Annotated in this window: 23 protein-coding genes; 11 read left to right on the top strand and 12 right to left on the bottom strand. The window is 74.4% G+C overall.

Annotated elements, in window-relative coordinates:
• Positions 1–44 precede the first annotated feature (44 nt).
• Positions 45–1,535, top strand: coding sequence for a sialate:H+ symport family MFS transporter (locus IE316_RS08950; protein WP_190203625.1), 1,491 nt, complete (start codon positions 45–47; stop codon positions 1,533–1,535).
• On the opposite strand, the gene IE316_RS08945 is transcribed toward IE316_RS08950, so the two are convergent.
• The 5 genes from IE316_RS08945 to IE316_RS08925 all read right to left on the bottom strand — a co-directional run bounded on the left by IE316_RS08945 (position 1,519) and on the right by IE316_RS08925 (position 6,440).
• Positions 1,519–2,286 carry a class I SAM-dependent methyltransferase gene (locus IE316_RS08945; protein WP_190203624.1) on the bottom strand — a complete coding sequence of 256 codons (768 nt, stop codon included), beginning with the start codon at positions 2,284–2,286 and terminating at the stop codon, positions 1,519–1,521. The two genes, IE316_RS08950 and IE316_RS08945, sit on opposite strands and share 17 nt — an antisense overlap.
• Positions 2,287–2,341: 55 nt before the next feature.
• Positions 2,342–3,073: a type 1 glutamine amidotransferase gene (locus IE316_RS08940; protein ID WP_190203623.1), complete on the bottom strand. Its 732-nt coding sequence runs from the start codon at positions 3,071–3,073 to the stop codon at positions 2,342–2,344.
• A gap of 54 nt (positions 3,074–3,127) precedes the next feature.
• Positions 3,128–3,787, bottom strand: a complete 660-nt coding sequence (locus tag IE316_RS08935) for a dienelactone hydrolase family protein (protein WP_190203622.1) — start codon at positions 3,785–3,787, stop codon at positions 3,128–3,130.
• A gap of 15 nt (positions 3,788–3,802) precedes the next feature.
• Positions 3,803–4,681 (bottom strand): SDR family oxidoreductase, encoded by an 879-nt coding sequence (locus IE316_RS08930; protein ID WP_190203621.1) that lies wholly within the window; start codon positions 4,679–4,681, stop codon positions 3,803–3,805.
• A 142-nt stretch (positions 4,682–4,823) separates the two neighbouring features.
• Entirely contained in the window at positions 4,824–6,440 is a 1,617-nt protein-coding gene (locus IE316_RS08925; protein WP_190203620.1) for a cellulase family glycosylhydrolase, read from the bottom strand.
• A 344-nt stretch (positions 6,441–6,784) separates the two neighbouring features.
• Between IE316_RS08925 and IE316_RS08920 the strand changes: the two genes are divergently transcribed.
• Positions 6,785–7,288 carry an ATP-binding protein gene (locus IE316_RS08920; protein WP_190203619.1) on the top strand — a complete coding sequence of 168 codons (504 nt, stop codon included), beginning with the start codon at positions 6,785–6,787 and terminating at the stop codon, positions 7,286–7,288.
• 28 nt (positions 7,289–7,316) lie between these two features.
• Here IE316_RS08920 and IE316_RS08915 read toward each other — a convergent pair whose 3' ends face one another.
• From IE316_RS08915 to IE316_RS08900, 4 genes are all read right to left on the bottom strand, one after another.
• A complete protein-coding gene (locus IE316_RS08915; RefSeq protein ID WP_190203618.1) occupies positions 7,317–8,207 on the bottom strand; it encodes an aminoglycoside phosphotransferase family protein in 891 nt (296 codons plus the stop codon).
• Positions 8,208–8,266: 59 nt separating this feature from the next.
• Complete coding sequence (locus tag IE316_RS08910; protein ID WP_308438906.1) at positions 8,267–8,560, bottom strand: hypothetical protein; 294 nt, start codon at positions 8,558–8,560, stop codon at positions 8,267–8,269.
• Between the two features lie 124 nt (positions 8,561–8,684).
• The gene (locus IE316_RS08905) at positions 8,685–10,535 is read right to left on the bottom strand and encodes a LamG-like jellyroll fold domain-containing protein (protein ID WP_190203617.1); all 1,851 of its coding nucleotides are present in this window, start codon (positions 10,533–10,535) and stop codon (positions 8,685–8,687) included.
• Between the two features lie 139 nt (positions 10,536–10,674).
• A complete protein-coding gene (locus IE316_RS08900; RefSeq protein WP_190203616.1) occupies positions 10,675–11,514 on the bottom strand; it encodes a metallophosphoesterase family protein in 840 nt (279 codons plus the stop codon).
• Positions 11,515–11,790: 276 nt separating this feature from the next.
• On the opposite strand from IE316_RS08900, the gene IE316_RS08895 reads away from it, so the two are divergent.
• Positions 11,791–12,648 carry an MBL fold metallo-hydrolase gene (locus tag IE316_RS08895; protein ID WP_190203615.1) on the top strand — a complete coding sequence of 286 codons (858 nt, stop codon included), beginning with the start codon at positions 11,791–11,793 and terminating at the stop codon, positions 12,646–12,648.
• Positions 12,649–12,670: 22 nt separating this feature from the next.
• On the opposite strand, the gene IE316_RS08890 is transcribed toward IE316_RS08895, so the two are convergent.
• Together IE316_RS08890 and IE316_RS08885 are read right to left on the bottom strand one after the other, a co-directional pair.
• On the bottom strand, positions 12,671–13,486 hold the full coding sequence (locus IE316_RS08890; protein ID WP_190203614.1) for an SAM-dependent methyltransferase: 816 nt from the start codon (positions 13,484–13,486) through the stop codon (positions 12,671–12,673).
• 90 nt (positions 13,487–13,576) lie between these two features.
• A complete protein-coding gene (locus tag IE316_RS08885) occupies positions 13,577–14,452 on the bottom strand; it encodes a Sco1979 family transcriptional regulator (RefSeq protein ID WP_190203613.1) in 876 nt (291 codons plus the stop codon).
• Between the two features lie 551 nt (positions 14,453–15,003).
• Here IE316_RS08885 and IE316_RS08880 point away from each other — a divergent pair.
• From IE316_RS08880 to IE316_RS08850, 7 genes are all read left to right on the top strand, one after another.
• Positions 15,004–15,453 carry a hypothetical protein gene (locus IE316_RS08880; RefSeq protein ID WP_229910280.1) on the top strand — a complete coding sequence of 150 codons (450 nt, stop codon included), beginning with the start codon at positions 15,004–15,006 and terminating at the stop codon, positions 15,451–15,453.
• 84 nt (positions 15,454–15,537) lie between these two features.
• Entirely contained in the window at positions 15,538–16,374 is an 837-nt protein-coding gene (locus tag IE316_RS08875) for a PP2C family protein-serine/threonine phosphatase (RefSeq protein WP_190203612.1), read from the top strand.
• Between the two features lie 52 nt (positions 16,375–16,426).
• Positions 16,427–17,431 carry an MASE1 domain-containing protein gene (locus IE316_RS08870; protein WP_190203611.1) on the top strand — a complete coding sequence of 335 codons (1,005 nt, stop codon included), beginning with the start codon at positions 16,427–16,429 and terminating at the stop codon, positions 17,429–17,431.
• A gap of 134 nt (positions 17,432–17,565) precedes the next feature.
• Complete coding sequence (locus IE316_RS08865) at positions 17,566–17,799, top strand: hypothetical protein (RefSeq protein WP_190203610.1); 234 nt, start codon at positions 17,566–17,568, stop codon at positions 17,797–17,799.
• Between the two features lie 243 nt (positions 17,800–18,042).
• Complete coding sequence (locus IE316_RS08860) at positions 18,043–19,011, top strand: threo-3-hydroxy-L-aspartate ammonia-lyase (protein ID WP_190203609.1); 969 nt, start codon at positions 18,043–18,045, stop codon at positions 19,009–19,011.
• Positions 19,012–19,194: 183 nt separating this feature from the next.
• Positions 19,195–19,398: a cold-shock protein gene (locus IE316_RS08855; RefSeq protein WP_190203608.1), complete on the top strand. Its 204-nt coding sequence runs from the start codon at positions 19,195–19,197 to the stop codon at positions 19,396–19,398.
• 324 nt (positions 19,399–19,722) lie between these two features.
• Positions 19,723–20,889 carry an alanine--tRNA ligase-related protein gene (locus IE316_RS08850; RefSeq protein ID WP_190203607.1) on the top strand — a complete coding sequence of 389 codons (1,167 nt, stop codon included), beginning with the start codon at positions 19,723–19,725 and terminating at the stop codon, positions 20,887–20,889.
• Between the two features lie 15 nt (positions 20,890–20,904).
• Here the strand turns inward: IE316_RS08850 and IE316_RS08845 are convergent, their stop codons facing one another.
• The gene (locus IE316_RS08845) at positions 20,905–21,843 is read right to left on the bottom strand and encodes a TauD/TfdA dioxygenase family protein (protein WP_190203606.1); all 939 of its coding nucleotides are present in this window, start codon (positions 21,841–21,843) and stop codon (positions 20,905–20,907) included.
• 381 nt (positions 21,844–22,224) lie between these two features.
• On the opposite strand from IE316_RS08845, the gene IE316_RS08840 reads away from it, so the two are divergent.
• Positions 22,225–23,196, top strand: coding sequence for a zinc-binding dehydrogenase (locus IE316_RS08840; RefSeq protein ID WP_190203605.1), 972 nt, complete (start codon positions 22,225–22,227; stop codon positions 23,194–23,196).
• Positions 23,197–23,202: the final 6 nt, after the last annotated feature.

The raw sequence follows: 23,202 nt of genomic DNA, 5'->3' as shown, positions 1-23,202 counted from the left end.
CGGGCCCGCCGCCCGGCCCGCCCCCCACCCGCATGGGAGCCGCCATGCCCACCGCGCGCCCCGCCCGCACGCCCTGGTACCGCGAGATCACCCGGCGGAAGGCGAAGTCCTTCTTCGCCGCCTGGCTCGGCTATCTCCTGGACGGCTTCGACTTCGTCCTGATCACCCTGGTCCTGACCGAGATCGCCGACGACTTCGGGCTGACGGCGGTGGAGTCCGCGAGCCTGGTCTCCGGTGCCTTCGTCACCCGCTGGCTCGGCGGGGCCGTGCTCGGCGCCCTCGGCGACCGGTTCGGCCGCCGCAGCGCCATGGTGGCCAGCATCCTGCTGTACTCCACCGGCACCTTCGCCTGCGGCTTCGCCTGGGACTACACCAGCCTGTTCGCCGCCCGGCTGCTCATCGGCACCGGCATGGCCGGCGAGTACAGCGCCAGCGCCACCTACGTCCTGGAGAGCTGGCCCGCCCGGCTGCGCAACCGCGCCTCCGGCTTCCTCATCTCCGGGTTCTCCCTCGGCGGTGTGCTCGCCGCCGAGGTGTACGAGCAGGTGGTGCCCGCCCACGGCTGGCGCTGGCTGTTCTACATCGGCCTGTTCCCCGTGGCCGTCGCCCTCTGGGTGCGCCGGGCGCTGCCCGAGGCCGACGACTGGCAGGCCCGGGTGGGCGCCGCCGCCGAGCGGCCCAACCCGTTCCGGCCGCTGTTCGCCGGCCCCCGCCGGGCGGCCGTCAACTCCCTGCTGACGGCCGTGGCCACGGCGGCGCTGTTCGCGGTGTTCACCCCGCTCGGCGCGGGAGCGGTGCCGCTGCTGTCCGTACTGGCGGCGGCCAGTCTGGTGGCGTTCGCGGTGCAGTTGGGCGGGCGGCGGCGGTGGCTGCTGCTGCTCGCGCTCTGCGCCACCGTCTTCTGCGCCTTCCTCTACAGTTGGCCGGTCCAGGCCCTGCTGCCCACCTACCTCAAGACCGAGCTGGGCTTCACGCCCGGGCAGGTCAGCGACGCCCTGTACTGGGCCGGGTTCGGCACCATGGCGGGCTGCGTCGCCGCCGGGTTCCTCGGCGACCGGTTCGGCACCCGCAGGGCCTACGGCTGCACCCTGCTGGCCGGCCTCGCCTTCGTGTTCCCGGTCTTCGCGGTCCGCGACAGCCTGGTCGGCCTCGGCGTGCTGCTGTTCCTGATGCTCGCCTGCCTCCAGGGCATCTCCGGCCTGCTGCCCAGGTACATCGCCGGGCACTTCCCGACCGCGACCCGGGCCGCGTCCCTGGGCTTCACCTACAACGTGGGCGCGCTCGGCGGCGCCGTCGCCCCGGTGCTCGGCGCCGAACTGGCCGGGCCGATGTCCCTGGGCCGGGCCCTCGCCGTCCTCACCTGCGGCCTGACCCTGACGGTGATCGCGCTCATCGGCTTCGACGTGCCGCGCCGCCTCAACCGGCTGATCGACCCCGAGCCCGTCCCGGACCACCTCGCCACCGGCCCGCCGCAGGGGCGGGCCGCGTCCGGCGACCGGGACGGCCGGGGGCCCGGCGTCACCCCGTGCCCGTGACCGGCCGGCGCACGGGACGCGCGACCGTGATGATCTCCGGGGCGGAGTCGGTGCACGGGCCGCGGTCCCAGTCCCCGTACTGCTCCTCGACGGCCAGGCCCGCCCCGGCCAGGAACCGGGCCACCCCGGCCCGGTCCAGGAAGCGCAGCGTGCTGGAGCTGCGCTCGGGAGCGTCCCAGGCGGGGCTGGTGTAGGTGTGCGTGAAGGAGACCAGGTCGCCGCGGACCGGCCGGTCCACCTCGCACACCGCCCGGACGACCGTGCCGGCGGCGTCCACCACCTCGCCGCTGTAGCGCAGGTGCCACTCCTCCCAGGCCCGCACCAGCGGGTTGCGGGTCTCGAACACGAACCGCCCGTCGTCGGTGAGGGCCGCGGCGATCACGGCGAGCGCCGCCCGCAGCTCCTCGTCGGTCACGAACACCTGGAAGGCGTGCCCGGTCATCACGATAAGGTCGAACTCACGGTCCCAGCCGGGTACGGAGGTCAGGTCGCCGTGGATCCACTCGACACCGGCGTCCCGCCGGGCGACGTCCAGCATCCCGGCCGCCGGGTCCAGTCCGCACAGGCGCCCGGTGTGCCCGTCCCGCCGGGCCCGGCGCAGCAGGGTGCCGGTGCCGCAGCCGACGTCCAGGACGGACCGGGCGGATCTGACCAGCGGCAGGTAGAACGCGAAGTCGTCGCGGTCCTCCCACGGCGAGAAGAGGTCGTACAGCGCGGCGAGCCGCGCCTCGGAGAACTGTCGGTCGACCATGACCGGCCAGCCTGCCACCGGCCGCCCCGCCCGCGCCACCGGGTATCGGCGGCGCTCACCCCCGGCCGAGCACCAGCCCGGCGAACCGGCGGGCCGCCTCCCGCCACACCACCGTGGCCGCGGGCTCGTCCCGTTCCGCCGCGCGCACCAGCTCCTCCGGGTCCAGGCCCCGTGCCCGCAGTTGCCCGGGGTCCCAGGACCGCACCCGGGCCGCGTCCGCCTCGGGGTGGAACTGCACACCCCAGGCCGCGTCACCGACCCGGAACGCCTGGTACGGGCAGTGCTCGCTCTCGGCGAGCCACACCGCCCCCGGCGGCAGCGCGGTGACGGCGTCCACATGGTGCTCCACGGCGGTCACCCGGCGCGGCAGCCCCCGCAGCAGCGGGTCGGACGCCGCCTCGGCGCGCAGGGTCAGCGGCGTGCTGCCGACCTCGGGCCTGCCGTACCGGCCCCGTACGGTGCCGCCCGCGACGTGCGCGAGGAGCTGCCCGCCCAGACAGATGCCCAGCACCGGCACGGCCCGGTCCAGCGCCTCGGCGACCAGCGCCCGGGTGGGCGCGAGCCACGGCGCCGAGGCGTCGTCGTCCGGGAGGTAGCCGCCCCCGAGCACCAGGACACCCGCGTGTCCCAGACGCCGGGGGAGGGCCTGGCCGTCGTACGCCCGGACCACGTCGAGGCCGATCCCGTCGGCGGCGAGCCAGTCACCGAACCGGCCGGGACCGCCGCCGGGCGTGTGCTGCACCACCAGCAGTTGCGCCGGCGTCCCCGGTTCCACGAGCACGGCCATGCCCGCCCCCTTTTGCCGTCCCGTCCGCGCGAACGGCGTCATCCTCTCACCGCGTCACCCCGGATCGGGAAGGTGCCGCTCGCACCAGAGCCGGGCGGTGTCGGCGACCTCCTCCAGCGCGCCGGGCTCCTCGAAGAGGTGGGTGGCGCCCGGCACCACGTGCAGGGTGTGCGGGGCGCGCAGGCGCCGGGCCGCCCCGTGACTCGCCCGCAGCACCTCGGTGTCGTACCCGCCGGCGATCAGCAGCACCGGGGTCCGTACCCGCTCCAGGGCGGCACCGGCCAGCTCGGGCCGCCCGCCGCGGCAGATCACGGTCAGGACCCGCTCCGGCCGGTCGGCCGCGGCCACCAGCGCGGCCGCCGCGCCCGTGCCCGCCCCGCAGAGGATCACCGGCAGGCCCCGGCCGTGCGACCAGGTGGCCAGCCAGTCGATCGCGGCGACGAGCCGCCCGGCCAGCAGCGGGATGTCGAGGTGCCGCTCGGCCGGCCGGGGCCCCGCGCCGTCCTCGGACTCGCCGAGCAGATCCACCAGCAGCGTCCCGCACCCGGCCTCGCGCAGCTCCGCGGCGACCCTGCGGTCGCGCGGGCTCTGCCGTGAGCTGCCGCCGCCGTCCGTGAACAGCGCGACGGCGCGGGCGGGCGCGGGTGAGACGAAGTCGCCGGGGAGACCGGCGGGTTCCCCGGGCACCAGGACGGTCTCGGACAGCGTCGTCATCGGCCCGCCCCTCGGTTACGGAAGCGGGGTGCCGCCGGTCGCGTTGACGATCTCCGCGGTGATGAACGACGCCTCCTGCGACGCCAGGAACACATACGCGGGGGCCATCTCGGCGGGCTGGGCCGGCCGGCCCAGCGGTGCCTGCTTGCCGAACTCCACGGTGTCCGGCATGGTCGCCGGGATCAGCGGCGTCCACACCGGCCCCGGGGCGACGGCGTTGACGCGGATGCCCCGCTCGGCCAGCATCTGGGCCAGCCCCTGGGTGAAGGTGACGATGGCGCCCTTGGTCATCGCGTAGTCCAGCAGGTGCGGGCTCGGCTTGTACGCCTGCACGGACGCCGAGTTGATGACGCTGCCGCCCTCCGGGATGTGCGGCAGGGCGAACTTGGTCAGCCAGAACATGCCGTACAGGTTGGTGCGCAGCACGCGATCGAACTGCTCGGTGGAGATCGCCTCGATGCCGTCGGGCTGCGACATCTGGTAGGCGGCGTTGTTCACCAGGATGTCGATGCGGCCGAACTCCTCCACGGCCCGGTCGATCAGCGACCGGCAGTTGGCCTCCTCGCGGATGTCGCAGGGCACCGGGACCGCGCGCCGGCCGGCCGCCTCGACCAGCCGTACGGTCTCCTCGGCGTCCTCCTTCTCCGCGTCGAGGTGGGTGAAGAGCACGTCGGCGCCCTCGCGGGCGAAGGCGAGGGCCACCGCCCGCCCGATCCCCGAGTCACCGCCGGTGATGACGGCCTTGCGGCCCTCCAGCTTGCCGCTGCCCCGGTAGCTCTCCTCGCCGTGGTCCGGGGGCGGGTCCATCGGCCCGGTCCAGCCGGGGTGCGGCTGCTCCTGGTCGGGGAGATCGGGCTCGGGATGCCGGTGGGCGGGGTTCTGCGGCTGGTTCACGGTGTCTGCCTCTCTCTTCGTCGGTCCTGGTCGGGGACCGGTGACCTCGGGTTCCCGCCCTGTGGCCGACGAAAACGACGGAGAGGGACGTACCGTCGCGGGCCCCGCCGCGGGCCGTGGGGCGTGCGGCGGGGCGCCGGTGTCACTGGACGGCGCAGCGCACGCCGTTGAGGGTGAAGGCGGCCGGGACGCCGTTGCCCGTGCCGGAGGAGCCGTTCAGACCGAAGCTCACCGAGCCGCCCGCCGGGATCGTCTCGGTCCAGGACTCGTGGGTGGCCCGCACCTGCCGGCCCTCCTGGGTGACCTTGGCGTTCCAGGCCGAGTTCACCTTCTGGTCGCCGGGGAAGGCGAACTCCAGCTTCCAGCCCTTGACGGGGGCGGTGCCGGTGTTGCGGACGGTGACGTCGGCGTTGAACGAGGTGCCCCAGTCGCTCAGCCGGTAGCCGACCGCGCAGTTGCCGGTGTCCGGTGCCGCGGCGGTGGTCACCCGCACCTCGGCCGAGCGCGGCGAACGGTTGCCGGCCGCGTCCCGGGCGTAGACGGCGAAGACGTACGCCGTGGACGGCGTCAGACCGGTCAGGGTGGCGCCGGTGGTGGTGCTGGAGGTGACCGGGGTCTCCTGGGTGCCGTTCAGCCGGACCACGTCGTAGCCGGTGACGCCGGTGTCGTCGGTGGCGGCCGGCCAGGTCAGCCGCAGACCGGTGGGGCCGATGTCGGTGGCGGTCGGGGTGCCGGGCGCGGTGGGGGCCCGGGTGTCGCCCCCGGTGCCGAAGACACTGGCCTCGCGGGCGGTCTGCCGGATGCCGTCGGCCCCGTTGAAGAACCGCTGCCCCCAGGCGGTGAGCCGGGAGGCGTCGAAGCCGGTGGCCATGTCCAGGTACTCGACACCGCCGCCGTTGCCGCTCCAGGACCAGCCGAGGTAGCCCACGCCGAGCTGCCGCGCGGTCGCCATGATGGCGTCCTCGTCCGGGTTGCCGTCGGAGTGCGCGTCGCCGAACTCGCCGATCACGATCGGCAGCTTCCGGGACACGAACCGGTTCACGTAGTCCTGTATCTCGGCCGCCGTGTCGAAGACGCCGTACATATGGATCGAGAACACCGTGTTCCGGTCGGGATCGGCGGCGGCGACCTGTTCCGCGTTGTCCCGCATCGTAAAGGTCCAGTCCTGTCCCCAGTTCGGGGCGTCCACCATGAGGGTGTGGTCGAATCCGGCGGCCCGCATACGGGCGATCGCGTTCTTGGTGTCCGCCGTCCACGCGGCGTACCCGGAATTCCCGTACGGCTCGTTGCCGAGGTTGACGATGACGTACTTCTCCTGACCGCGCAGCGCGTCCTGGACGGAGACCCAGTAGTCGACGGCGCGGGAGAGGGTGGCCGCGCCGCTCTGCTCGCCGTAGCCGGTGGTGTCGTGCGCCTCCAGCACGCAGATCAGACGGTTCTGCTTGCACCGGTCGACCACCGACGCCACGTCCGCGGTGTCGTTCCTGGTCCAGCGGTCGCCGGTGCTCAGCACCACGCGCACCGAGTTGGCGCCGAGCGCCTTGATGTCCTGCAGGGCCCGGGTGGTGCGGTCCGGGTACCAGGTGTGCGCGTGGTTCACCCCGCGCAGCACGAAGTCGTTGCCGTTCGCGTCCAGCAGCCGGCCGTCGCTCACCTGGAACCCCGGGGCCCCGGCGGCGCCGGTGGCGGGGGGCGCTGCGGTCAGCGCGGCGGCCAGGGCCAGAACCGCCCCGGCCACGGTGGCCAGTCTCTTTCTCATGTCGCTCCCGAAGGGTCGTCCGACGCGGGTGCATTCCTCTTCCGGGCGGGCAGCGGGAATCCGTGGCGCCGAAAAAATGAAAAGGGGAGATCGGGGCGCCGTAATGCGCCCGGCCCGGCCAATCGGGGAAGAGGCTAGGGGGAGACATGGGGGTTGACAACACAGGTGACAAAACCGGTTAAGTTTAGTAGTGGTTCAGTGCGACGACCACCGTTCGGGCAGGTCCGCCCGGGGGCGGAGGTGACCGGCGCCACCCGATCGGACGGGGCCCCGGTCCGTTGCTTCACGGTTTTCTGGGTAGACGGCTGCCGTAACGGTCGTGGCTCGGGAAGTGGGCGGATCGGATGGACAAGGCTGCCCGGAATGACGACCGGCTCCAGGAGGGACCGGTCAGAAGGTCGGCGGCGTACGAGGGAGCACCTGGTGACATCGCGCGTGCGCGCGACATGGCACGGGACTTCCTGCTGGGGCTGCGGTCGGAGCACGGCCTGCCGGTGTCGCGCCGGGCCGTGGACGTCGTGCAGCTCGTCGTCAGTGAGCTGCTCACCAACGCCTGCAAGCACGCGCCGGGCCCGACCCTGCTGGAACTGGAGCTGGCCGGGGAAGAGGTACGGGTCACGGTGTGGGACAGCGTCCCCACGCTGCCGGTGGCACGCGACCCCGACCCCAGCCGGGTGGGCCAGCACGGCCTGGAGATCGTGATCGCCCTCTGCCAGAGCTTCGCCTCGGAACGGGCGGCCGTGGGCAAGCGCACCACGGCCTCGGTCGGCCTCCTCGACGCCCCCCGTGCCGACGGCGGCCGGCGCGGCGCGGCCCTGACCCCGCCCGCGCGACCGGCGTTCCCCTGACTCCGGCCCGTCCACGGGCGGGCCGGTCTCAGCCCGTCTCCGCCAGTACCTCCCGGACGACATGGCGGGCGTTGCCGGCCATCGCCTCGTTGCGGTTGCGGTAGTACGGCAGGGCGATCAGGGCCTGCGAGAGGGTGCGGGCCCGGCGGCGCCGCCAGGCCGGCTCGTCCACCCCGAGCTTCTCCCGGAAGACCTTCCGCGCGTCGGCGGGCAGCGGGTTCCACGCCGGGAACAGGTCGCACGCCGGGTCGCCCCGCCCCGTACAGCCGAAGTCGATCACCGCGGTCAGCCGGCCCCCGGCCACCAGCAGGTTGCCCGGCATCAGGTCGGCGTGCAGCCACACCTCGGGCCCGTCCCGGCCGGGGCCGCGCAGCGCCTCCTCCCACACGGCGGTCACGGCGTCGCAGTCGACGCCCTCCTGCGGGAGCAGCCGCAGTTCCGCGATCGCCGCCCTGGTGCCCGCGTCCAGCAGACCGAGCGGCCCGCCCCGGTGGGCCCGCGGCGCGCCCGGCAGAGTGATGCTCCGCATCGCCGTCACGAATCCGGCCAGGTCCCCGGCGAGGGCGACCGGATCGTCCAGCGCCCCGGCCCGCGGGTTCTCCCCGGGCAGCCACCGGTACACCGACCACGGCCACGGGAACCCCTCGGCGGGCTCCCCGTGCCCGAGCACCTCGGGCACGGCGACCGGCAGGTGCGGCGCCAGCCTCGGCAGCCACTGCCGCTCCAGCGCCACGTCCCCGGCCCCCGACTCCGTCAGCGGCAGCCGTACGGCCAGGTCCGCGCCGAGCCGGTACACCGCGTTGACCGTGCCGCCGGACGGGAACCGCTCCACCGGCAGCCCCGCCCACTCGGGGAACCGCCCCGCCACCAGCCGCCGCACCAGCTCCCCGTCGATCACGGGTGTCCGCGCACTGTCCATGGAGCGTCGTCCGACCCGCCGTACGCCGCCGCGGTCAACCGGATTCCGGCGCGGCGGGCTCAGTCGCCCGGTTGCCGGACGGAGTGCCGCAGCCAGCGCCGGACGGTGTCGCTGACCTCGCCGGGCAGGGCGCTGAGCTGCTCGATGGCCTCGCGGTCGGCCGGGCGGGGCGGGATCCCGGCGGCGGTGAGCGCCGCGTGCAGGTCCAGCTTCCGGCGGTCCCGGGGGCCGACGACGCTCCCGATCCGGTCGGCCGGGTGCGGCGGCGGCAGCGGGTGGTCCGCCGCGTCGTCGCGGACGTACGGGTCGACGTAGGCCCGCGCCGGTCCGTGCTCGAAGGCGATGATGCTCACCGGAAGGCTCCTTCCACGAGGGTGCCGGACACCGGGGAAGAGCCACCGGGGCGCCCGCGCGGTTGCGGCACCGACCGCGCACCACCCCGATGGCCCCTTCCTCGGCTCATCGGCCGGTCCGACGTCATGACGTGAGGAACTCGCCGGTCCGCAGCGCCCGGCCGACGATCCGGGTGTCGCCGATCCAGCCGTAGAAGCCCTGCCCGTAGCGCTCGTCGAACTGGGTGGCGCCCAGCACGAAGGGCTTGCCGAGGGTGGCGATGCCGGTCGACGCCTGGGCGGGGTTGCGGGCGATCCGGGAGCCGTCGACGTACATCACGGTGCGGCGGCCGTCGTTGACGACGGCGATGTGCGTCCAGCGGCCGGTGGGGAGGGCGTGGCTCCACGAGGTGGGGTCGGCGTCCTGGCGGTGCGGATAGACCACGAACTGCAGGAACCGCTCGGGGGAGAGGTTGAGGCTGCAGGTGGGCTCCAGCGGGGACCAGCCGGTGGTCTTGCCGGCGTCGCCGTTGCGGCCCTCCCAGCTCCAGATGCCCATCCAGGCGTGGTCGCCCTCGAACGGCTCGGGGAGCCGGACGAAGGTCTCGATGGTGTACCCCTTGGTGAACTTCTCGCTGTTCAGGGGGGCTCGGGCCCCGGTGGTGAGGATCGCGCCCCGGTCGGGTCCGGTGCCGCCGTCGAAGCGGAGGCTGGCGTGCGCGGGCTGGCCGGGGTGGTGGTCCGGGGACCAGGTGAGGACCCCGGGACCGCCCGCGCCGATCCGGCGGACCGTCAGGTCGTTGCCGTGGCCGGTGAGGTCGCGGACGACCGTGCCGTCCGCGACCGGCGCCCCGGCGCCGCCGCCGGGGGTGTCGAACCGCCAGTAGGCGACCGTGCCGCGCGGCATCACCGCGGACGCGGGGCGCGGCTTCGTCGGGGTGACGGGCGCGAAGCCCTTGAAGCGCTCCGCGAAGTCGATGCTCAGGCTGAACCGGTCGGCGGGGCCGGTCAGTTCGACGGTCTCGGCCTCCAGCGGGGTCCGCCGCGCGGGGTCCCGGGCCAGGAACCAGGGCGCGAAGGTCGCCACGTCGATCACCCCGCGCGCCAGGTCGAAGCCGTAGGTGCGGATCATGCCGGCGCCGCCGTAGTAGCGGTCCTGGTAGTTGGTGACGTGGAGGTGGACCTCGTGGCCGGCGTCGTTGGTCAGGACCGTGCGCCCGGGCGGCCAGTAGTGGCCGCCGAGGGCGAGGAAGATCTGATCGTTGCCGCGGATCAGCCGGTCCCACAGGCGGCGGCCGTGGTCGGAGAGCCGGGCGTCGCCCCGGTCGTCGGCGAAGGCCAGGTCGTGCGTGGTGAGCACGGCGGGCAGCGTGCCGTGCTCGTCGAGCACCCCCCGCGCCCAGGCCAGGCCCTGGTCGGAGATCCGCCAGTCCAGGGCGAGGACCAGCCACTCGCGGCCCGCGGCGCGCACCACGTGGCAACTGTTGTAGCCGTCCGGGGAGGCGCCGCGGAAGGTCGGCATCGAGGCGTAGCGCCGGGGCCCGAACGCGGCCAGGTAGGGGGAGTCGCCGCGCTGGTCGTCGGTGGCCGAGGCGATGTCGTGGTTGCCCGCCAGCACGCTGTACGGCACCTTGCCGTGCAGATGCCGGAAGGTGTCCGCGGCCCGCTCGATCTCGTCCTCGGTGCCGTGCTCGGTGACGTCGCCGAGATGGGCCAGGAACGCGATGTTGGCGTCGGCCCGCTCGGCCACCAGGTAGCGGAACGTCTCCTTCAGCGGCGCGGGGTCGGCGCTGTCGGCGTCGAACAGGTACTGCGTGTCGGGCAGCACGGCGAGGGTGAACCGCGGACTCCCGGCGTCGAACCCGCCGCCCGCCGCCCGCGCCGCCCCCGCGGTGCCGACCTCGACCGCTCCGGCCGCCGCGGTCACGGCGCCGGTGGCCACCGCCGCCCGCAACAGCGCGCGTCTGCCCGGGGTGTGCTGCCCTGCCGTACCCATCTGCCCTCCAGCGCTGGGGAAGTGACTCGGCGGCAACGGTGATCCCCGGCCGTGTCCGGGCGTTGACGGCGAGCTGAACGTCCCCGTGCGGTTGGCCGCACGATCGGCTGCGCGAGGGCGGACGGACGGGCCCGGGTGCTCAGTCCAGGACCCGGTCCAGCACCGGACGCAGGGTCCCCGGCGGGGTGGTCCGGCGGCGCCACTCGCGCGGGTAGCCGACCGAGACCTCCTCGAAGCGGACACCGTCGTACCAGGTGGTCCGGGGGATGTGCAGATGCCCGTAGACGACCGCCGCGGCCCGGTAGCGGACGTGCCAGTCGGCGGTCCGGTCGGTGCCGCACCACTGGGCGAACTCCGGGTAGTGCAGCACCCGGGTGGGCTCGCGCACCAGCGGCCAGTGGTTGACCAGCACCGTGCGCAGCGCCGGGTCGACGTCCTGGAGCCGCCGCTCCGACTCCGCCACCCGCGCCCAGCACCAGTGCTCCCGGCCGGGATACGGATCGGGGTGCAGCAGGAACTCGTCGGTGCAGACCACGCCCGCCTCGTAGGCGCGCGCCAGCGACTCCTCCTTGGTGGCCAGGCCCGGCATCCGGAAGGAGTAGTCGTACAGCAGGAACAGCGGGGCGATCACCACCGGGCCGCCCGGTCCGGTCCACACCGGGTACTCGTCCTCCGGCGTGACCACGCCGAGTTCGCGGCACCGCGCCACCAGGCGCCGGTAGCGGGCCTCGCCGCGCAACTGGACCGGGTCCTCGCGGGGCGTCCACAGCTCGTGGTTGCCCGGCACCCAGATCACCTTGGCGAACCGGTCGGCGAGCAGGCCGAGCGCCCACTCCACGTCGGCGAAGACCTCCCCGACGTCACCGGCGACGATCAGCCAGTCGCCGTCGTGCTGCGGCCGTAATCCTTCGACGATCTCGCGGTTCTCCGCGTAGGCGATGTGCAGGTCGCTGATGGCGAGCAGTGTCGGGGCATCCACAGGCCAAGGCTAGGCATGTCGGGCCCCGGTTCCAACCCCTGCCCGGGATCACGCGCCCGGCGCCGGGGGACTTCACGGGACGCGGGGCTCCGGTCAGGCCCGGTGGCGGCGCCCGGGAAGCGGGTGCTGACCGCGGCCGGTGCGGCCGGCCGGCCCGGCACCGGTACACCGTGGCCCTGGACGCCCCGGAGCACCTGCACGCCACCGCCCGCCGCCCCGCCGGCGGCGTGTGACCCGCCCCGCGCCGGGGTACTCCCGGCCGGGGAGGCGATCACCATGCCGCGTACCACGGACCACCCCGCCGACGACACGCTCGACCTGCGCTTCATCGGCAACGCGACCGTCCTGCTGTCGTACGGGCCGCTCACCCTGCTCACCGACCCCAACTTCCTGCACCGCGGCCAGTACGCCTACCTCGGGTACGGGCTGCTGAGCAGGCGGCTGACCGAACCGGCCCTGGACGTGCACGAGCTGCCCCGACTGGACGGGATCGTGCTGTCCCACCTGCACGGCGACCACTGGGACCGGCGGGCCCGCCGGCACCTGGACCGCGCGGTGCCGGTGCTGACCACCCCGCACGCCGCCCGCCGGCTGCGGGTGCTGCACGGCTTCCCGCGCACCGTCGGCCTGCGCACCTGGCAGGGGTTCACGCTGCGGCGCGGCGGGGCGCAGGTCCGGGTCACCGCCCTGCCCGGCCGGCACGCCGGGCAGGCGCTGCTGCGCGGGCTGCTGCCCCCGGTGATGGGCAGCATGCTGGAGTTCGGCCCCGCCGGGGGACCGGTCCGCCTCCGCCTCTACATCTCGGGCGACACCCTGGTGTACGACGGGCTGGACGAGATCACCCGGCGTTTCCCCGCCGCCGACCTGGCCGTGCTGCACCTGGGCGGCACCACGCTGCCCGGCGGGTTCCTGGCCACCATGGACGGCGCGCAGGGCGCCGAACTCGCCCGCCGCCTCGATCCCCGGCGGGTGCTGCCGGTGCACTACGGCGACTACACGGTGATGCGCTCCCCGCTGACCGACTTCCTCGCCGAGGCCGACCGGCTCGGCCTCGGCGACCGCGTCGTGCACTGCCCGCACGGCGGTCGGGCCCTGCTGCCCGCCGGCCCCGGCGCGGTGCCCGTCGTCCACTGACCCCCGGGCCGGGGGCACCGGGTCAGGGCTTGCGGGCGACCGCCCCGTACATGGCGATGTCCTCGTCGCGCACGTCCTGCTCGCCGGTGCCGTCGGGGCGCCACTTGTGCACCTGGACGATGCCCGGCTCCACCAGCTCCAGACCCGTGAAGAACTCGTGCGCCTCCTCCAGGGTGCGCAGCCTCATCGGCATGTTCCGGGCCGCGTACTCCCGGGCGACCCGCGCCACCTCCCGCGGGGCGAACTCGGCGGTGCCGATGGACATCGCCAGATAGCTTCCCGGCGGCAGCGGCTCCAGCAGCCGGCGCACGATGCCCACCGCGTCGTCCTCGTCCAGGACGAAGTGCACGATGGCGATCACCGTCAGCGCCACCGGCTCCCCGAGGTCGAGGGTGTCCCGCAGCTCCGGCGCGCCCAGGATGCTCGCCGGGTCGCGGAAGTCGGCCTCGATGTACGCCGTCCTGCCCTCCGGGGTGCTGGACAGCAGCCCCTGGGAGAGGGTGAGCACGATCGGGTCGTTGTCGACGTACACCACCCGCGCCCCGGGGGCCACCGACTGCGCGATCTCGTGCAGGTTGGGGGAGGTGGGGATGCCGGTGCCGATGTCCAGGAACTGGCGTATCCCGGCCTCCTCGGCGAGCCAGCGCACGGCGCGGTTCATCCAGTCCCGGTTGGCGCGCATGTGGACCGGCAGGGCGGGCCACTCCCGGGCCATGGCGTCACCGGCCTCCTGGTCGGCCGGGTAGTAGTCCTTGCCGCCCAGGATGTAGTCGTAGATCCGCGCGGAGTGCGCGTTCTCGGTGTCGATGCGGTCGGCGGGCCATCCGTTGTCGGGCACCCTCGGTCTCCCCTTCAGCTCGTCGCGTCTGGCCAAAGCTCCCTCACGTAAGCACACTTCGCGGCGGAAGGCGGCCCGGTCCGGCCGACGTCACAGTTCCCGGCGGATCCGGTCCAGGACGGCCTCGGTCCGCCCGGCCGGGGTGGCCTGCGCGCCCAGCCGGTCCAACGCCTCCCGGTACACCAGCACGTCGTCGGCCTTGTCCAGGTAGACGGCGCCCACCAGACCGCCCAGGTAGACGATGTCGGGCAGTTCCCGGGCCCGGAACCGGAACAGGTCGAAGGCCCCGGCCGGCAGCGCGGGGTGCGGCCCGCCGGCGAACGGCATGATCTGCAAGGTCACGTGCGGCAGCCGGTTCACCTCGATGAGGTGGCCGATCTGCGCGCGCATCACGTCCGCGCCGCCGACCGGCCAGCGCAGCACCGTCTCGTCCATCACCACCCACAGCTTCGGCGGGGCCGGCCGGGCCAGCAGCTCCTGGCGGCGCATCCGCAGCGCCACCCGCCGCTCGGTGGCCGAGGCGGGCGCGTGCGGGTTCCCGGCGGTCAGCAGGGCGCGGGTGTACGCCTCGGTCTGGAGCAGCCCGTGCACGAACTGCGGCTCGTAGGCGCGGATCTGGGACGCCGCCTGCTCCAGGCTCAGATACGCGGCGTACCAGTCCGGCATCACATCGCGGTAGGTGTGCCACCAGCCGCGCTTGTTGGCCTCCCGCACCGACTTCAGGAAGGTGTCGATCTCCTGCTGGTCCGTCACTCCGTACACCTGGAGGAGCTTCTCCGCGTCCGGCAGCCGCAGCCGGGCGACCTTCGCGGCCTCCATGCGGCGGATCGTGGAGTGGCTGACCCCGATGGCCGCGCCCGCCTCCTCGTAGCTCAGCCCGGCCCGGGTGCGCAGCTCCTCCAACTGCTTGCCGAGGATCATGCGCAGCACGGAGGGCGCACCGCCCCAGTCGGTCACCTCGGTCACACCTCGCCCCCCTTGCTCCAGGCTGTCACGGTTCCCCCACCGTCTCATGTGCTCGTCCGGCGGGGACACATGCGGGTCGGGCGGGCGCCGCATGCAGCATGCACAAGGCCACTTGCAATTTTCAACTTGGCGGTTGCGGACGGCGCTCACGAAGTGCCACAGTGGGATCACCGTCCGGGTCACGACCAAGATCCGGACCGGGACACGCAGTTGGGGCGGAAGGTCATGGCGAAGGAGCGGGCCTCTCCTCCCGTCCGCTGCGCCGACTGCCCGAGCACCCCTCACTCCAGTCGTGCCGCTCCCCTCGGCTCCCCCCGGCCGAGCGCGCCGGGCGGCCGCGCGGGGCCGAGCCGTCCGGTGGACCACCGGACCGGGCTCGGCCACCGCGACCACCCGGAGGCGAGCAGCCAGGTCGACTCCCCGGGCCCCCGGGCCCCGACCGCCTCGCCTCCGGGCACGACCTCCGGGCCGCCCCACCGCCCGGCCCCCGCACCACCGGCGGCCACCGCCGTCCCAGGCCCACCCCCCACTCGGCCGAAGGAACCGTCCCCATGGACCGACCGCACCGACCCGACCTGGACCGACCCCTCCCGCGGCACCTCCCGCCCGAGCGCACCGGACGCCTGCGCATCCCCGCCCGGTTCTCCACCGCCCTCGGCTACGACGCCGTCGGCCTGCCCCACGAACACGGCGAGCGCGCGCTGGCCTGCCTGCCCCGCGCCGGCTGCGTGTTCGGCGACGACCTGCGCTGGTGGTGGATCGTCCCCGCCGGCTCGCACATCGGCGTCGTCTGGCCGCCCAGCAGCGCCTACGCCGTCGGCGGCCGGCTGACCGACCCGTCCTGGACCCGCACCCACCGCCCCCACCCGGCAGCGGACCGGCCGCGCCTCATCCACGCGCCCCGGACCGGCTCCCCGTACACACCGCCCATACCCCTGTACTTCCTCACCTGCCGCCTGGCCGGCAGCGCCCCGCGCTGGACCCCGGACCCCGTCGGCTGAGCGCCGCCCGGCGGCCCGGCGGCGGATGACAAACGGCACCGACCGGATTAACGTCCTGAGCGGGCTCATCCACCGGAGTGGCCGATGTTCCGCAAGCGCTCCCCGCACGACGGCGACGAGCTGCTGGCCCGGCTCGGATCGCTGACCGCCCAGGCCCGGCGGCAGGCCGAGCGGCAGCGCTCCCGGGTGGAGCTGGCCGTCGCCCTCCAGCGCGGCATGCTCCCCGGAGAGATGCCCGCCGTCCCCGGCTTCCACCTGGCCGTGCGGTACGCGCCCGCCCACTCGGGGCTCGACGTGGGCGGCGACTGGTACGACGCCTTCACCCTGCCCGACGGCCGGATCGGCCTCTGCGTCGGCGACGTGCAGGGGCACACCATAGACGCGGCGGCCTTCATGGGGCAGGTCCGGGTCGCGCTGCGGGCCATGGCCGCCCTCACCAGCGACCCCGGCGACCTGCTCGCCCGCACCAACGACCTGCTGCTCACCCTCGGCGGCGACCTCTTCGCCACCTGCACCGTCATGCGGCTCGACCCGGCCACCGGCCTGGTGGAGAGCGCGCGGGCCGGACACGTCCCCTGCGTGTGGGCGACCGCCGACGGCAGGTCCGGGGTCTCCGAGGACGAGGGCGGGCCGCCGCTCGGCGTCCAGGAGGGCATGGAGTTCCCCGTCACCCGGCACCGGCTCACCACCGGCGGCGTCTTCATCCTGCTCACCGACGGCGTGGTGGAGGGACCCGCGCTCACCGTCGACGAGGGGCTCGACCAGGTCGTCCGGCTCGCCGGGATCGCCGCCGTCGCGGGCATGGCGGCCGACTCCCTGGCCGCCGCGGTCATCCGCAACGCCGAGCGCGTCGGCCACGAGGACGACGCGGCGGTCCTGGTGGTCGCCCACGACGACCGTGCGGGTGCGCTGCGGGGCTGAGGGGACGCGGTCGGCGGTGTCCGTCTGGCCGCGTGGGCGGGGCCGGTGTCTCATGGCTGCTGTGCTGGGCATCCCTGGCCGGACGCGGCCCCTCGTCCTCCTCGCCGTGCAGACCCTGTCCGTCGCGGCCGGCTACTACGCGGCCGGCAGGCTGGGACTGCTGCGCCGGCTCGTCGCCGAGGAGGCGGTGGTCAGCCCGGTCTGGCCGCCCACCGGCGTCGCCCTGGCCTGTCTGCTGGTCCTCGGACCGCGCTGCGTCCCGGGCATCGCCCTGGGCGCCCTCCTCGTCGTCGCGTCCCTCGGCCCGCTGCGGCCCGCCACCGCCGGGGTGGTCCTCGGCAACACCGCCGGACCCGTCTGCGCCTACCTCATGCTGCGCGCGGCCGGCTTCCGCACCGACCTGGGCAAGCTGCGCGACGGGGTTCTGCTGGTCTTCCTGGGCGCGCTCACCGGCATGCTGGTCAGCGCCACCGCCGGCGCCGGGCTGCTCGCCCTGACCGGCAAGCTGGACCCGGCCGGGCTGCCGCTCGTCTGGCTGGCCTGGTGGGTGGGGGACGCGATGGGCGTCGTCATCGTCACGCCGCTGCTGCTCCTGCTGTACGGGGCCCGCCGGGCACCGCCCCGGCCGGCCCGGTGGGGGGAGGCCGCGGGGCTGACCGTGATCGCCGGGGTCCTGGTGCCGGTGGCCACGCGGAGTTCCGTCAGCGTGCTGTTCCTGGTCTTCCCGCTGCTGGTCTGGGCGGCCCTGCGGTTCCGCTTCGCGGGCAGCATGCTGTGCGCGCTGTTCGCCTCCGTGCTGGCCACCGTCGCGGCGACGGACCGGACCGGGCCGTTCGCCGGGCTGTCGGAGGTGGAGGTGATGATCAAACTCCAGGCGTTCAACGGGACGATGGCCCTGACCGCGCTCCTGCTGTCGGCCCTGATCACCGAACAGCGCAACACCCGGCGCTCGGTGGAGGAGGCGTGCCAGGAACTGGTCGAGGCGCTGGAGCACCTGACCGCCGGGGACCCCCCGCCCCGGCGGCCGGCCGGCGGTGACCCGGACGGACCGCCCTGAGCCCGGGAACCGGCGCCGACGGGGTGGCCCGGGGCAGGTCGTTCGGGTGATCGTCGGAGGGGTGCGCGCCGCCGGGGACGGGAGCGGGGGAAGGCATGGCCAGGTCCAACTCCTCCGACTCTGTGGAGACGTACATGCGTATGCGTACCTTCGCGGCCGCCGGGCTGCTGTCCCTGGCCACCGCGGTGATCGGCGCCGGGCCGGCCTGCGCCGCCGACGCCCCGTTCGGCTTCGAGCTGGAAGGCGGCTACTTCAGCCACCAGAGCGGCGCCGAGTACATGAACGTCGGCGGCGAGGACGGCCTCACCTGGGCCGGCAAGGTGGAGAACCACCAGGGCGGCGAGCTGGAGGTGGAGAGCGGCCAGTAGCCGCCTCCGCGGCGGTGGCGGGCCCGGCGCCGACCGGGCCCGCCGGTGTGTCCGGGGCCGCCCTGGACAGCGTCACCGGGCCCCGCTTAGCCTTTCTCGGCCCAGCGCCGGAATCCCCGTCCAGAGGGGCGCCGGGCCGCCGGGCGGGCCCCCGGGCGCCGATCGCGCTCGACTTCCGCGGCGCCGCGCGGACCGGCGCCGCCCGGGCGACCGGCTACGACCCCACCGAGTGAGGGACCGCCCATGGCCTCCGCCCCCGCCGTGACCTTCGACGACGTCCGCGCCGCCGCCGCGCGCCTGGCGGGCGTCGCCCACCGCACCCCCGTCCTCACCTCCCGCACCCTGAACGCCGCGGCCGGCGCCGAGGTCTTCGTCAAGTGCGAGAACTTCCAGCGGATCGGCGCCTTCAAGTTCCGCGGCGCCTACAACGCCGCCGCCCTGCTCCCCGCCGCCCGGCGGGCCAAGGGCATCGCCGCCTATTCCTCCGGCAACCACGCCCAGGCCGTCGCGCTCGCCGCCCGCGAGCTGGGCACCGGCGCCGTCGTTCTGATGCCCGAGGATGCCCCCCGCTCCAAGCGCGAGGCCACCGCCGGGTACGGCGCCGAGATCGTCACGTACGACCGCTACACCGAGGACCGCACCGCCCTCGGCGAGGCCCTGGCCGCGGACCGGGGACTGGCCCTGATCCCGCCCTACGACCACCCGGACGTCATCGCCGGCCAGGGCACCGCCGCCCTGGAGCTGCTGGAGGAGACCGGGGAACTCGATGCCCTGGTCGTGCCGGTCGGCGGCGGCGGACTCATCGCGGGCAGTGCCACCGCCGCCAAGGCCCTGCACCCCGCCGTCCGGGTGATCGGGGTCGAGCCGGAAGCGGGCGACGACACCCTGCGCTCCCTGGCCGCCGGGCACCGCGTCACCGTGCCCGTGCCCCGTACCCTCGCCGACGGCCAGGCCCTGGCCACCCCCGGCGAGATCACCTTCGCGATCAACCGCCGCCTGGTCGACGCGATCGCGCTGGTCGATGACGAGGAGATCGCGTACGCCATGCGGTTCGCCTTCGAGCGGCTGAAGATCGTCCTGGAACCCAGCGGCGCCACCCCGCTGGCCGCCCTGCTGGCCGGGCGCGTCGAGCGGCCACCGCGCCGCATAGGGCTCATCGCCTCCGGTGGCAATATCGACACGCCGAGGTTCACGAAAATCGTCTCCGGTTGATCTGTCGGCGAACTTCACTGGTGAGGTTGCCCATCGCCCTGTAGCGTCAGAGACAGATGTCGTGGTTGGACCGTACTGCCCGCGCCACGGTGCGGGCGTTTTCGCTGTGCAGTGCCTGAAGACCAAGACGATCACCTCCGGGTCCGCGCGGTGCGGATCCGACACTGACCGAAAGGGCTAGGCATGGCCAGCGGTACCGTCAAGTGGTTCAACTCGGAAAAGGGCTTCGGCTTCATCGCGCAGGACGGGGGCGGCCCCGATGTCTTCGCGCACTACTCGAACATCAACGGCAATGGCTACCGTGAGCTGCAGGAAGGCCAGGCCGTGACGTTCGACATCACCCAGGGCCAGAAGGGCCCGCAGGCGGAGAACATCACCCCCGCCTGACCGGTGACCGGCTGATGCCCGGTGCCCGGAAGCGCACGCTTCCGGGCACCGGGCATCGGTGTTCCGGGCACCCGCGCGGAAAACCCGGATGCCCGCCCCCGTCCCCCCTGTTACCGTTGAATCATGAACGTCATCGGCCGGAGTCTCACCGCGACCGCGCGAGCGACCAGCTCGCCGGTTGCCGCCGCCTGACGTCCTTCCCCCTCTCTCCCCGGCGACCGGAAACGGCCCGCCGGTGGACCCGTGGCGTTCGTGCCCCCGTTCCGGCCCGGCGCGGACCCGGATTCCGGTGCCTCCACCGCATTCCCGCGAAGGAGCCACCCCATGGACACCCCGCGCATCGTCCGCACGTTCGTCGAGTACTACGAGCAGCGCGGCCACCGCCGTATCACCGGCTCGACGCTGCTCCCGCCGCCCGGCGACCCCGTGCTGTTCACCACCGCCGGTATGCACCCGCTCACCCCCTATCTGGAGGGCCGGCCGCATCCGCTGGGGCGGCGGCTGGTCAACGTGCAGCGCTGTCTGCGCACCACCGACCTGGAGGAGGTCGGGGACCCCACCCATCTGACCGTCTTCGAGATGCTCGGCACCTGGTCGCTCGGCGACTACGAGGGCCCGGCCAGCCTGGAGTGGGCGTACGGCCTGCTCACCGAGGGCTTCGGCATCGACCCCGGGCAACTGCACGCCACCGTCTTCGGCGGCGACGACCGCACCGGCCCCGACACCGACTCGCTCGACCTGTGGCAGCGGCTCGGCGTCCCGGTCGAGCGGACCGCCGGGGACAACTGGTGGGACAACGGCCCCACCGGGCCCTGCGGCCCCGACTCGGAGATCTTCCTGTGGACCGGCGACACCCCGCCCGAGTCGGCCCCGACCCGCGACGAGCGGTGGGTCGAGGTGTGGAACCACGTGATGATGCGTCATCGCCGCCTCGCCGACGGCTCGCTGGTGCCGCTGCCGCGGCGCAACGTCGACACCGGCCTCGGCCTGGAGCGGCTGGCCGCCCTCCTCCAGGGCCGGGACTCGGTCTTCGACTGCGACCTGTTCGACCCCTGGCGGCGCCTCCTTCCGCCGCTGTGGCCGCTGGACGAACCGTCGTTCCGGCTGGTCTGCGACCATCTGCGCTCCCTCGTGGTGGTCCTCGGCGACGGGGTGCGGCCCGCCAACACCGGCCGGGGCTACGTACCGCGCCGGCTGGTGCGGCGGCTGCTCACCGTCCTGCTGCGTGACGAACCGTCACGGACCCTCGCCGACCTGCCCGTCGAGCTGATCGGCCACACCCTGGACCACTTCGGGCAGTTGGCCGGCGTGCCGTCGGTGCGGGAGGTGCTGCTCGACGAGGAACGGCGGTTCCGGCGGCTCCTGGAACGCGGCCGGCGGGTGCTGGACCGGCCGCGCTTCCGCGGACCCCTGGACGAGGACGACTACCACTACCTGCACGACACCCACGGACTGCCCCGCGAGCTGGTGCGCGGCCTGCGCGGCCAGTAGAGGGGAAGGGAGGGGTCAGTAGGGCCGGTCGCCGGCGATGGCCACGCGCTCGGCGACCCGGCGGTGCGGGCCGTAGTCGTTCACCGCGTAGTGCTGGGTGGCGCGGTTGTCCCAGAAGGCGATGTCCCCGGGCCCCCAGCGGAACCGCACCTGGTACTCGGGGACATGGGCCTGCTGGAAGAGGTGGCGCAGCAGCCGGTCGCTCTCGTCGCGGTCCATGCCGACGATCCGGGTGGTGAAGGAGGCGTTGACGAACAGCGTGCGCCGCCCGGTGACCGGGTGGGTGCGCACCACCGGGTGCTCCACGGGCGGGAACACCTCCTGGAACGGGGCGAGCCGTTCCGGCGGGGTGAAACGGGCGAACCCGGGGATGAAGTCGTGCACCGCGTAAGCCCCGTCGATACGGTCCTTCACCTCCCGCGACAGGTTGTCGTAGGCGGCGGCCATGTCCGCCCACAGGGTGTCACCGCCGGACGGCGGGACCTCGCGGAGCTGGAGGACGGCACCCAGCGCGGGGCGCTCGCGGAAGGTGACGTCGGCGTGCCACACGTTCTCGAACGTCGGGTTCGCGGTGTCGCCCTTGTCGAAGCGGACCACGTCCGCCCGGGAACCGGCGGCCAGCAGCGGGTTGGTCTCCAGCTCGCCCCAGTGCCGGGCGAAGGCGCGCTGCCGGTCGGCGGTGAGGTGCTGGGCGCGGAAGAACAGCACCTTCCACTCCAGCAGCGCCCGGTCGAGTTCCGCGCGCAGCGCGCCGGTCAGCGGCCGGGACAGGTCCACGCCTTCGATCCGGGCGCCGATCGTGCGGGCCAGCGGGACCAGCCGGAAGAGTTCGTAGGGCCGCTCCTCCCAGGTGTCGGGCAGTCGGCGCAGGACGCGCGGTCCCTCATGGAATCCGTCCCCGGGGACGCGGGCTGCGCGCAGCGCGGTCGCCGGTGCGGGGGCCGTGGCGGTCATGGGGGTCCTCTCTTCTCCGTCCGGTGGCGGACGGGCCGGTGGCGGTCGGACGGCAGACGGCGGCGGACGGCCGGGAACAGGGCCGCCGTCGTGCGGCGCTGCCGGGTGCGTCACGTGAGATGAGGTGAGATGTGCTCCGCGGCGTCCACGGGAAGGGACACCGGTGCGGCTCGGGCGGCTATCGGCCGGAGCGCTCACACCCGGTTCGACCGGGACAACACAGGGGTCCCGTCGTCGCGTCGAACCAGTGGGTGGTCATGGCGGCGATTCTGGCACGCCGCCCGGAGCCGTGTCGACGGGGCGACCGCGCGGTTGACCTCGACTTTGGTCGAGGTTCTAGGTTGGCGTGCGTTGCCGGTTCCGACGAGGGGTGTGGTCCTGATGCGCGCGATACGGGTACGGGAGTTCGGCGGTTCCGAGGTGCTGGTGCCCGAGGAGGTGCCCGACCCGGTGGCCGGTCCGGGGCAGGTCGTGGTGGCACTGGCCGCCGCCGACGTCATCTACCTCGACACCCTGCTGCGCCGGGGCTGGGGCGGGGACGTCTTCCCCGTCCGGCCGCCCTACGTGCCCGGCGGGGGCGGTGCGGGCCGGGTGCTCTCCGTCGGCGAGGGCGTCGACCCGGCGTGGCTCGGGCGGCATGTCGCGGCCCGGCGCTTCGGCGGCGGGTACGCCGAGCGGATGGCCGCCGACGTGACGGAGGTCGTCGAGGTGCCCGAGGGCGTGAGCTCGGCTCAGGCGGCGGCCGTGCTCCACGACGGGGTCACCGCCCTCTCCCTGGCCCGCCTGGCGAAGATCGCCCGGGGCGAGTGGGTACTGGTGGCCGCGGCGGCCGGCGGGGCGGGGTCGCTGCTCGTGCAGATGGCCCGCGACGCCGGCGCCCGGGTCGTGGCCGCCGCCCGGGGCGGGCGCAAACTCGCCCTGGCCCGCGAACTGGGCGCCGAGGCCGTGGTCGACTACTCGGCGGACGGGTGGCAGCACCGGGTGCGGGAGGCGGCCGGCGGGGCCGGGGTCGACCTCGCCTTCGACGGCGCGGGCGGCGACCTCGGCCGGGCCGCCTTCGACACGGTGGCCGAGGACGGCCGGTTCGTCACCTACGGCACCTCCGGGGGCGCCTTCACCGACATCGACCCCCGCCTGGCCGCCGAGCGGCGGATCCGGGTGACCAACGCCCTGGCCGACGGCCCGCCCGACCGGGCCACCGTCCGGGACCTGCTCGCACAGGCGCTGACGCTGACCGCGCGGGGCCGGATCCGGCCCGTCGTCGGCGCCACCCACCCACTGGACCGGGCGGCCGACGCCCACACGTCGCTGGAACGCCGCACCACCGTCGGCAAGTCCCTGCTGCTGGTGTGAGCCCCG

Source organism: Streptomyces fumanus (genome assembly GCF_014655295.1).
Taxonomy (GTDB): domain Bacteria; phylum Actinomycetota; class Actinomycetes; order Streptomycetales; family Streptomycetaceae; genus Streptomyces; species Streptomyces fumanus.
This window is presented reverse-complemented; position numbering and strand designations above follow the sequence as displayed.

Coding starts and splice junctions, on each gene's coding strand:
- IE316_RS08840 (WP_190203605.1), top strand. CDS start 22,225: ATGCGCGCGATACGGGTACGGGAGTTCGGCGGTTCCGAGGTGCTGGTG.
- IE316_RS08950 (WP_190203625.1), top strand. CDS start 45: ATGCCCACCGCGCGCCCCGCCCGCACGCCCTGGTACCGCGAGATCACC.
- IE316_RS08870 (WP_190203611.1), top strand. CDS start 16,427: ATGGCTGCTGTGCTGGGCATCCCTGGCCGGACGCGGCCCCTCGTCCTC.
- IE316_RS08940 (WP_190203623.1), bottom strand. CDS start 3,073: ATGGCCGTGCTCGTGGAACCGGGGACGCCGGCGCAACTGCTGGTGGTG.
- IE316_RS08915 (WP_190203618.1), bottom strand. CDS start 8,207: ATGGACAGTGCGCGGACACCCGTGATCGACGGGGAGCTGGTGCGGCGG.
- IE316_RS08895 (WP_190203615.1), top strand. CDS start 11,791: ATGCCGCGTACCACGGACCACCCCGCCGACGACACGCTCGACCTGCGC.
- IE316_RS08945 (WP_190203624.1), bottom strand. CDS start 2,286: ATGGTCGACCGACAGTTCTCCGAGGCGCGGCTCGCCGCGCTGTACGAC.
- IE316_RS08845 (WP_190203606.1), bottom strand. CDS start 21,843: ATGACCGCCACGGCCCCCGCACCGGCGACCGCGCTGCGCGCAGCCCGC.
- IE316_RS08880 (WP_229910280.1), top strand. CDS start 15,004: ATGGACCGACCGCACCGACCCGACCTGGACCGACCCCTCCCGCGGCAC.
- IE316_RS08875 (WP_190203612.1), top strand. CDS start 15,538: ATGTTCCGCAAGCGCTCCCCGCACGACGGCGACGAGCTGCTGGCCCGG.
- IE316_RS08925 (WP_190203620.1), bottom strand. CDS start 6,440: ATGAGAAAGAGACTGGCCACCGTGGCCGGGGCGGTTCTGGCCCTGGCC.
- IE316_RS08920 (WP_190203619.1), top strand. CDS start 6,785: ATGGACAAGGCTGCCCGGAATGACGACCGGCTCCAGGAGGGACCGGTC.
- IE316_RS08935 (WP_190203622.1), bottom strand. CDS start 3,787: ATGACGACGCTGTCCGAGACCGTCCTGGTGCCCGGGGAACCCGCCGGT.
- IE316_RS08850 (WP_190203607.1), top strand. CDS start 19,723: ATGGACACCCCGCGCATCGTCCGCACGTTCGTCGAGTACTACGAGCAG.
- IE316_RS08905 (WP_190203617.1), bottom strand. CDS start 10,535: ATGGGTACGGCAGGGCAGCACACCCCGGGCAGACGCGCGCTGTTGCGG.
- IE316_RS08855 (WP_190203608.1), top strand. CDS start 19,195: ATGGCCAGCGGTACCGTCAAGTGGTTCAACTCGGAAAAGGGCTTCGGC.
- IE316_RS08865 (WP_190203610.1), top strand. CDS start 17,566: ATGCGTATGCGTACCTTCGCGGCCGCCGGGCTGCTGTCCCTGGCCACC.
- IE316_RS08860 (WP_190203609.1), top strand. CDS start 18,043: ATGGCCTCCGCCCCCGCCGTGACCTTCGACGACGTCCGCGCCGCCGCC.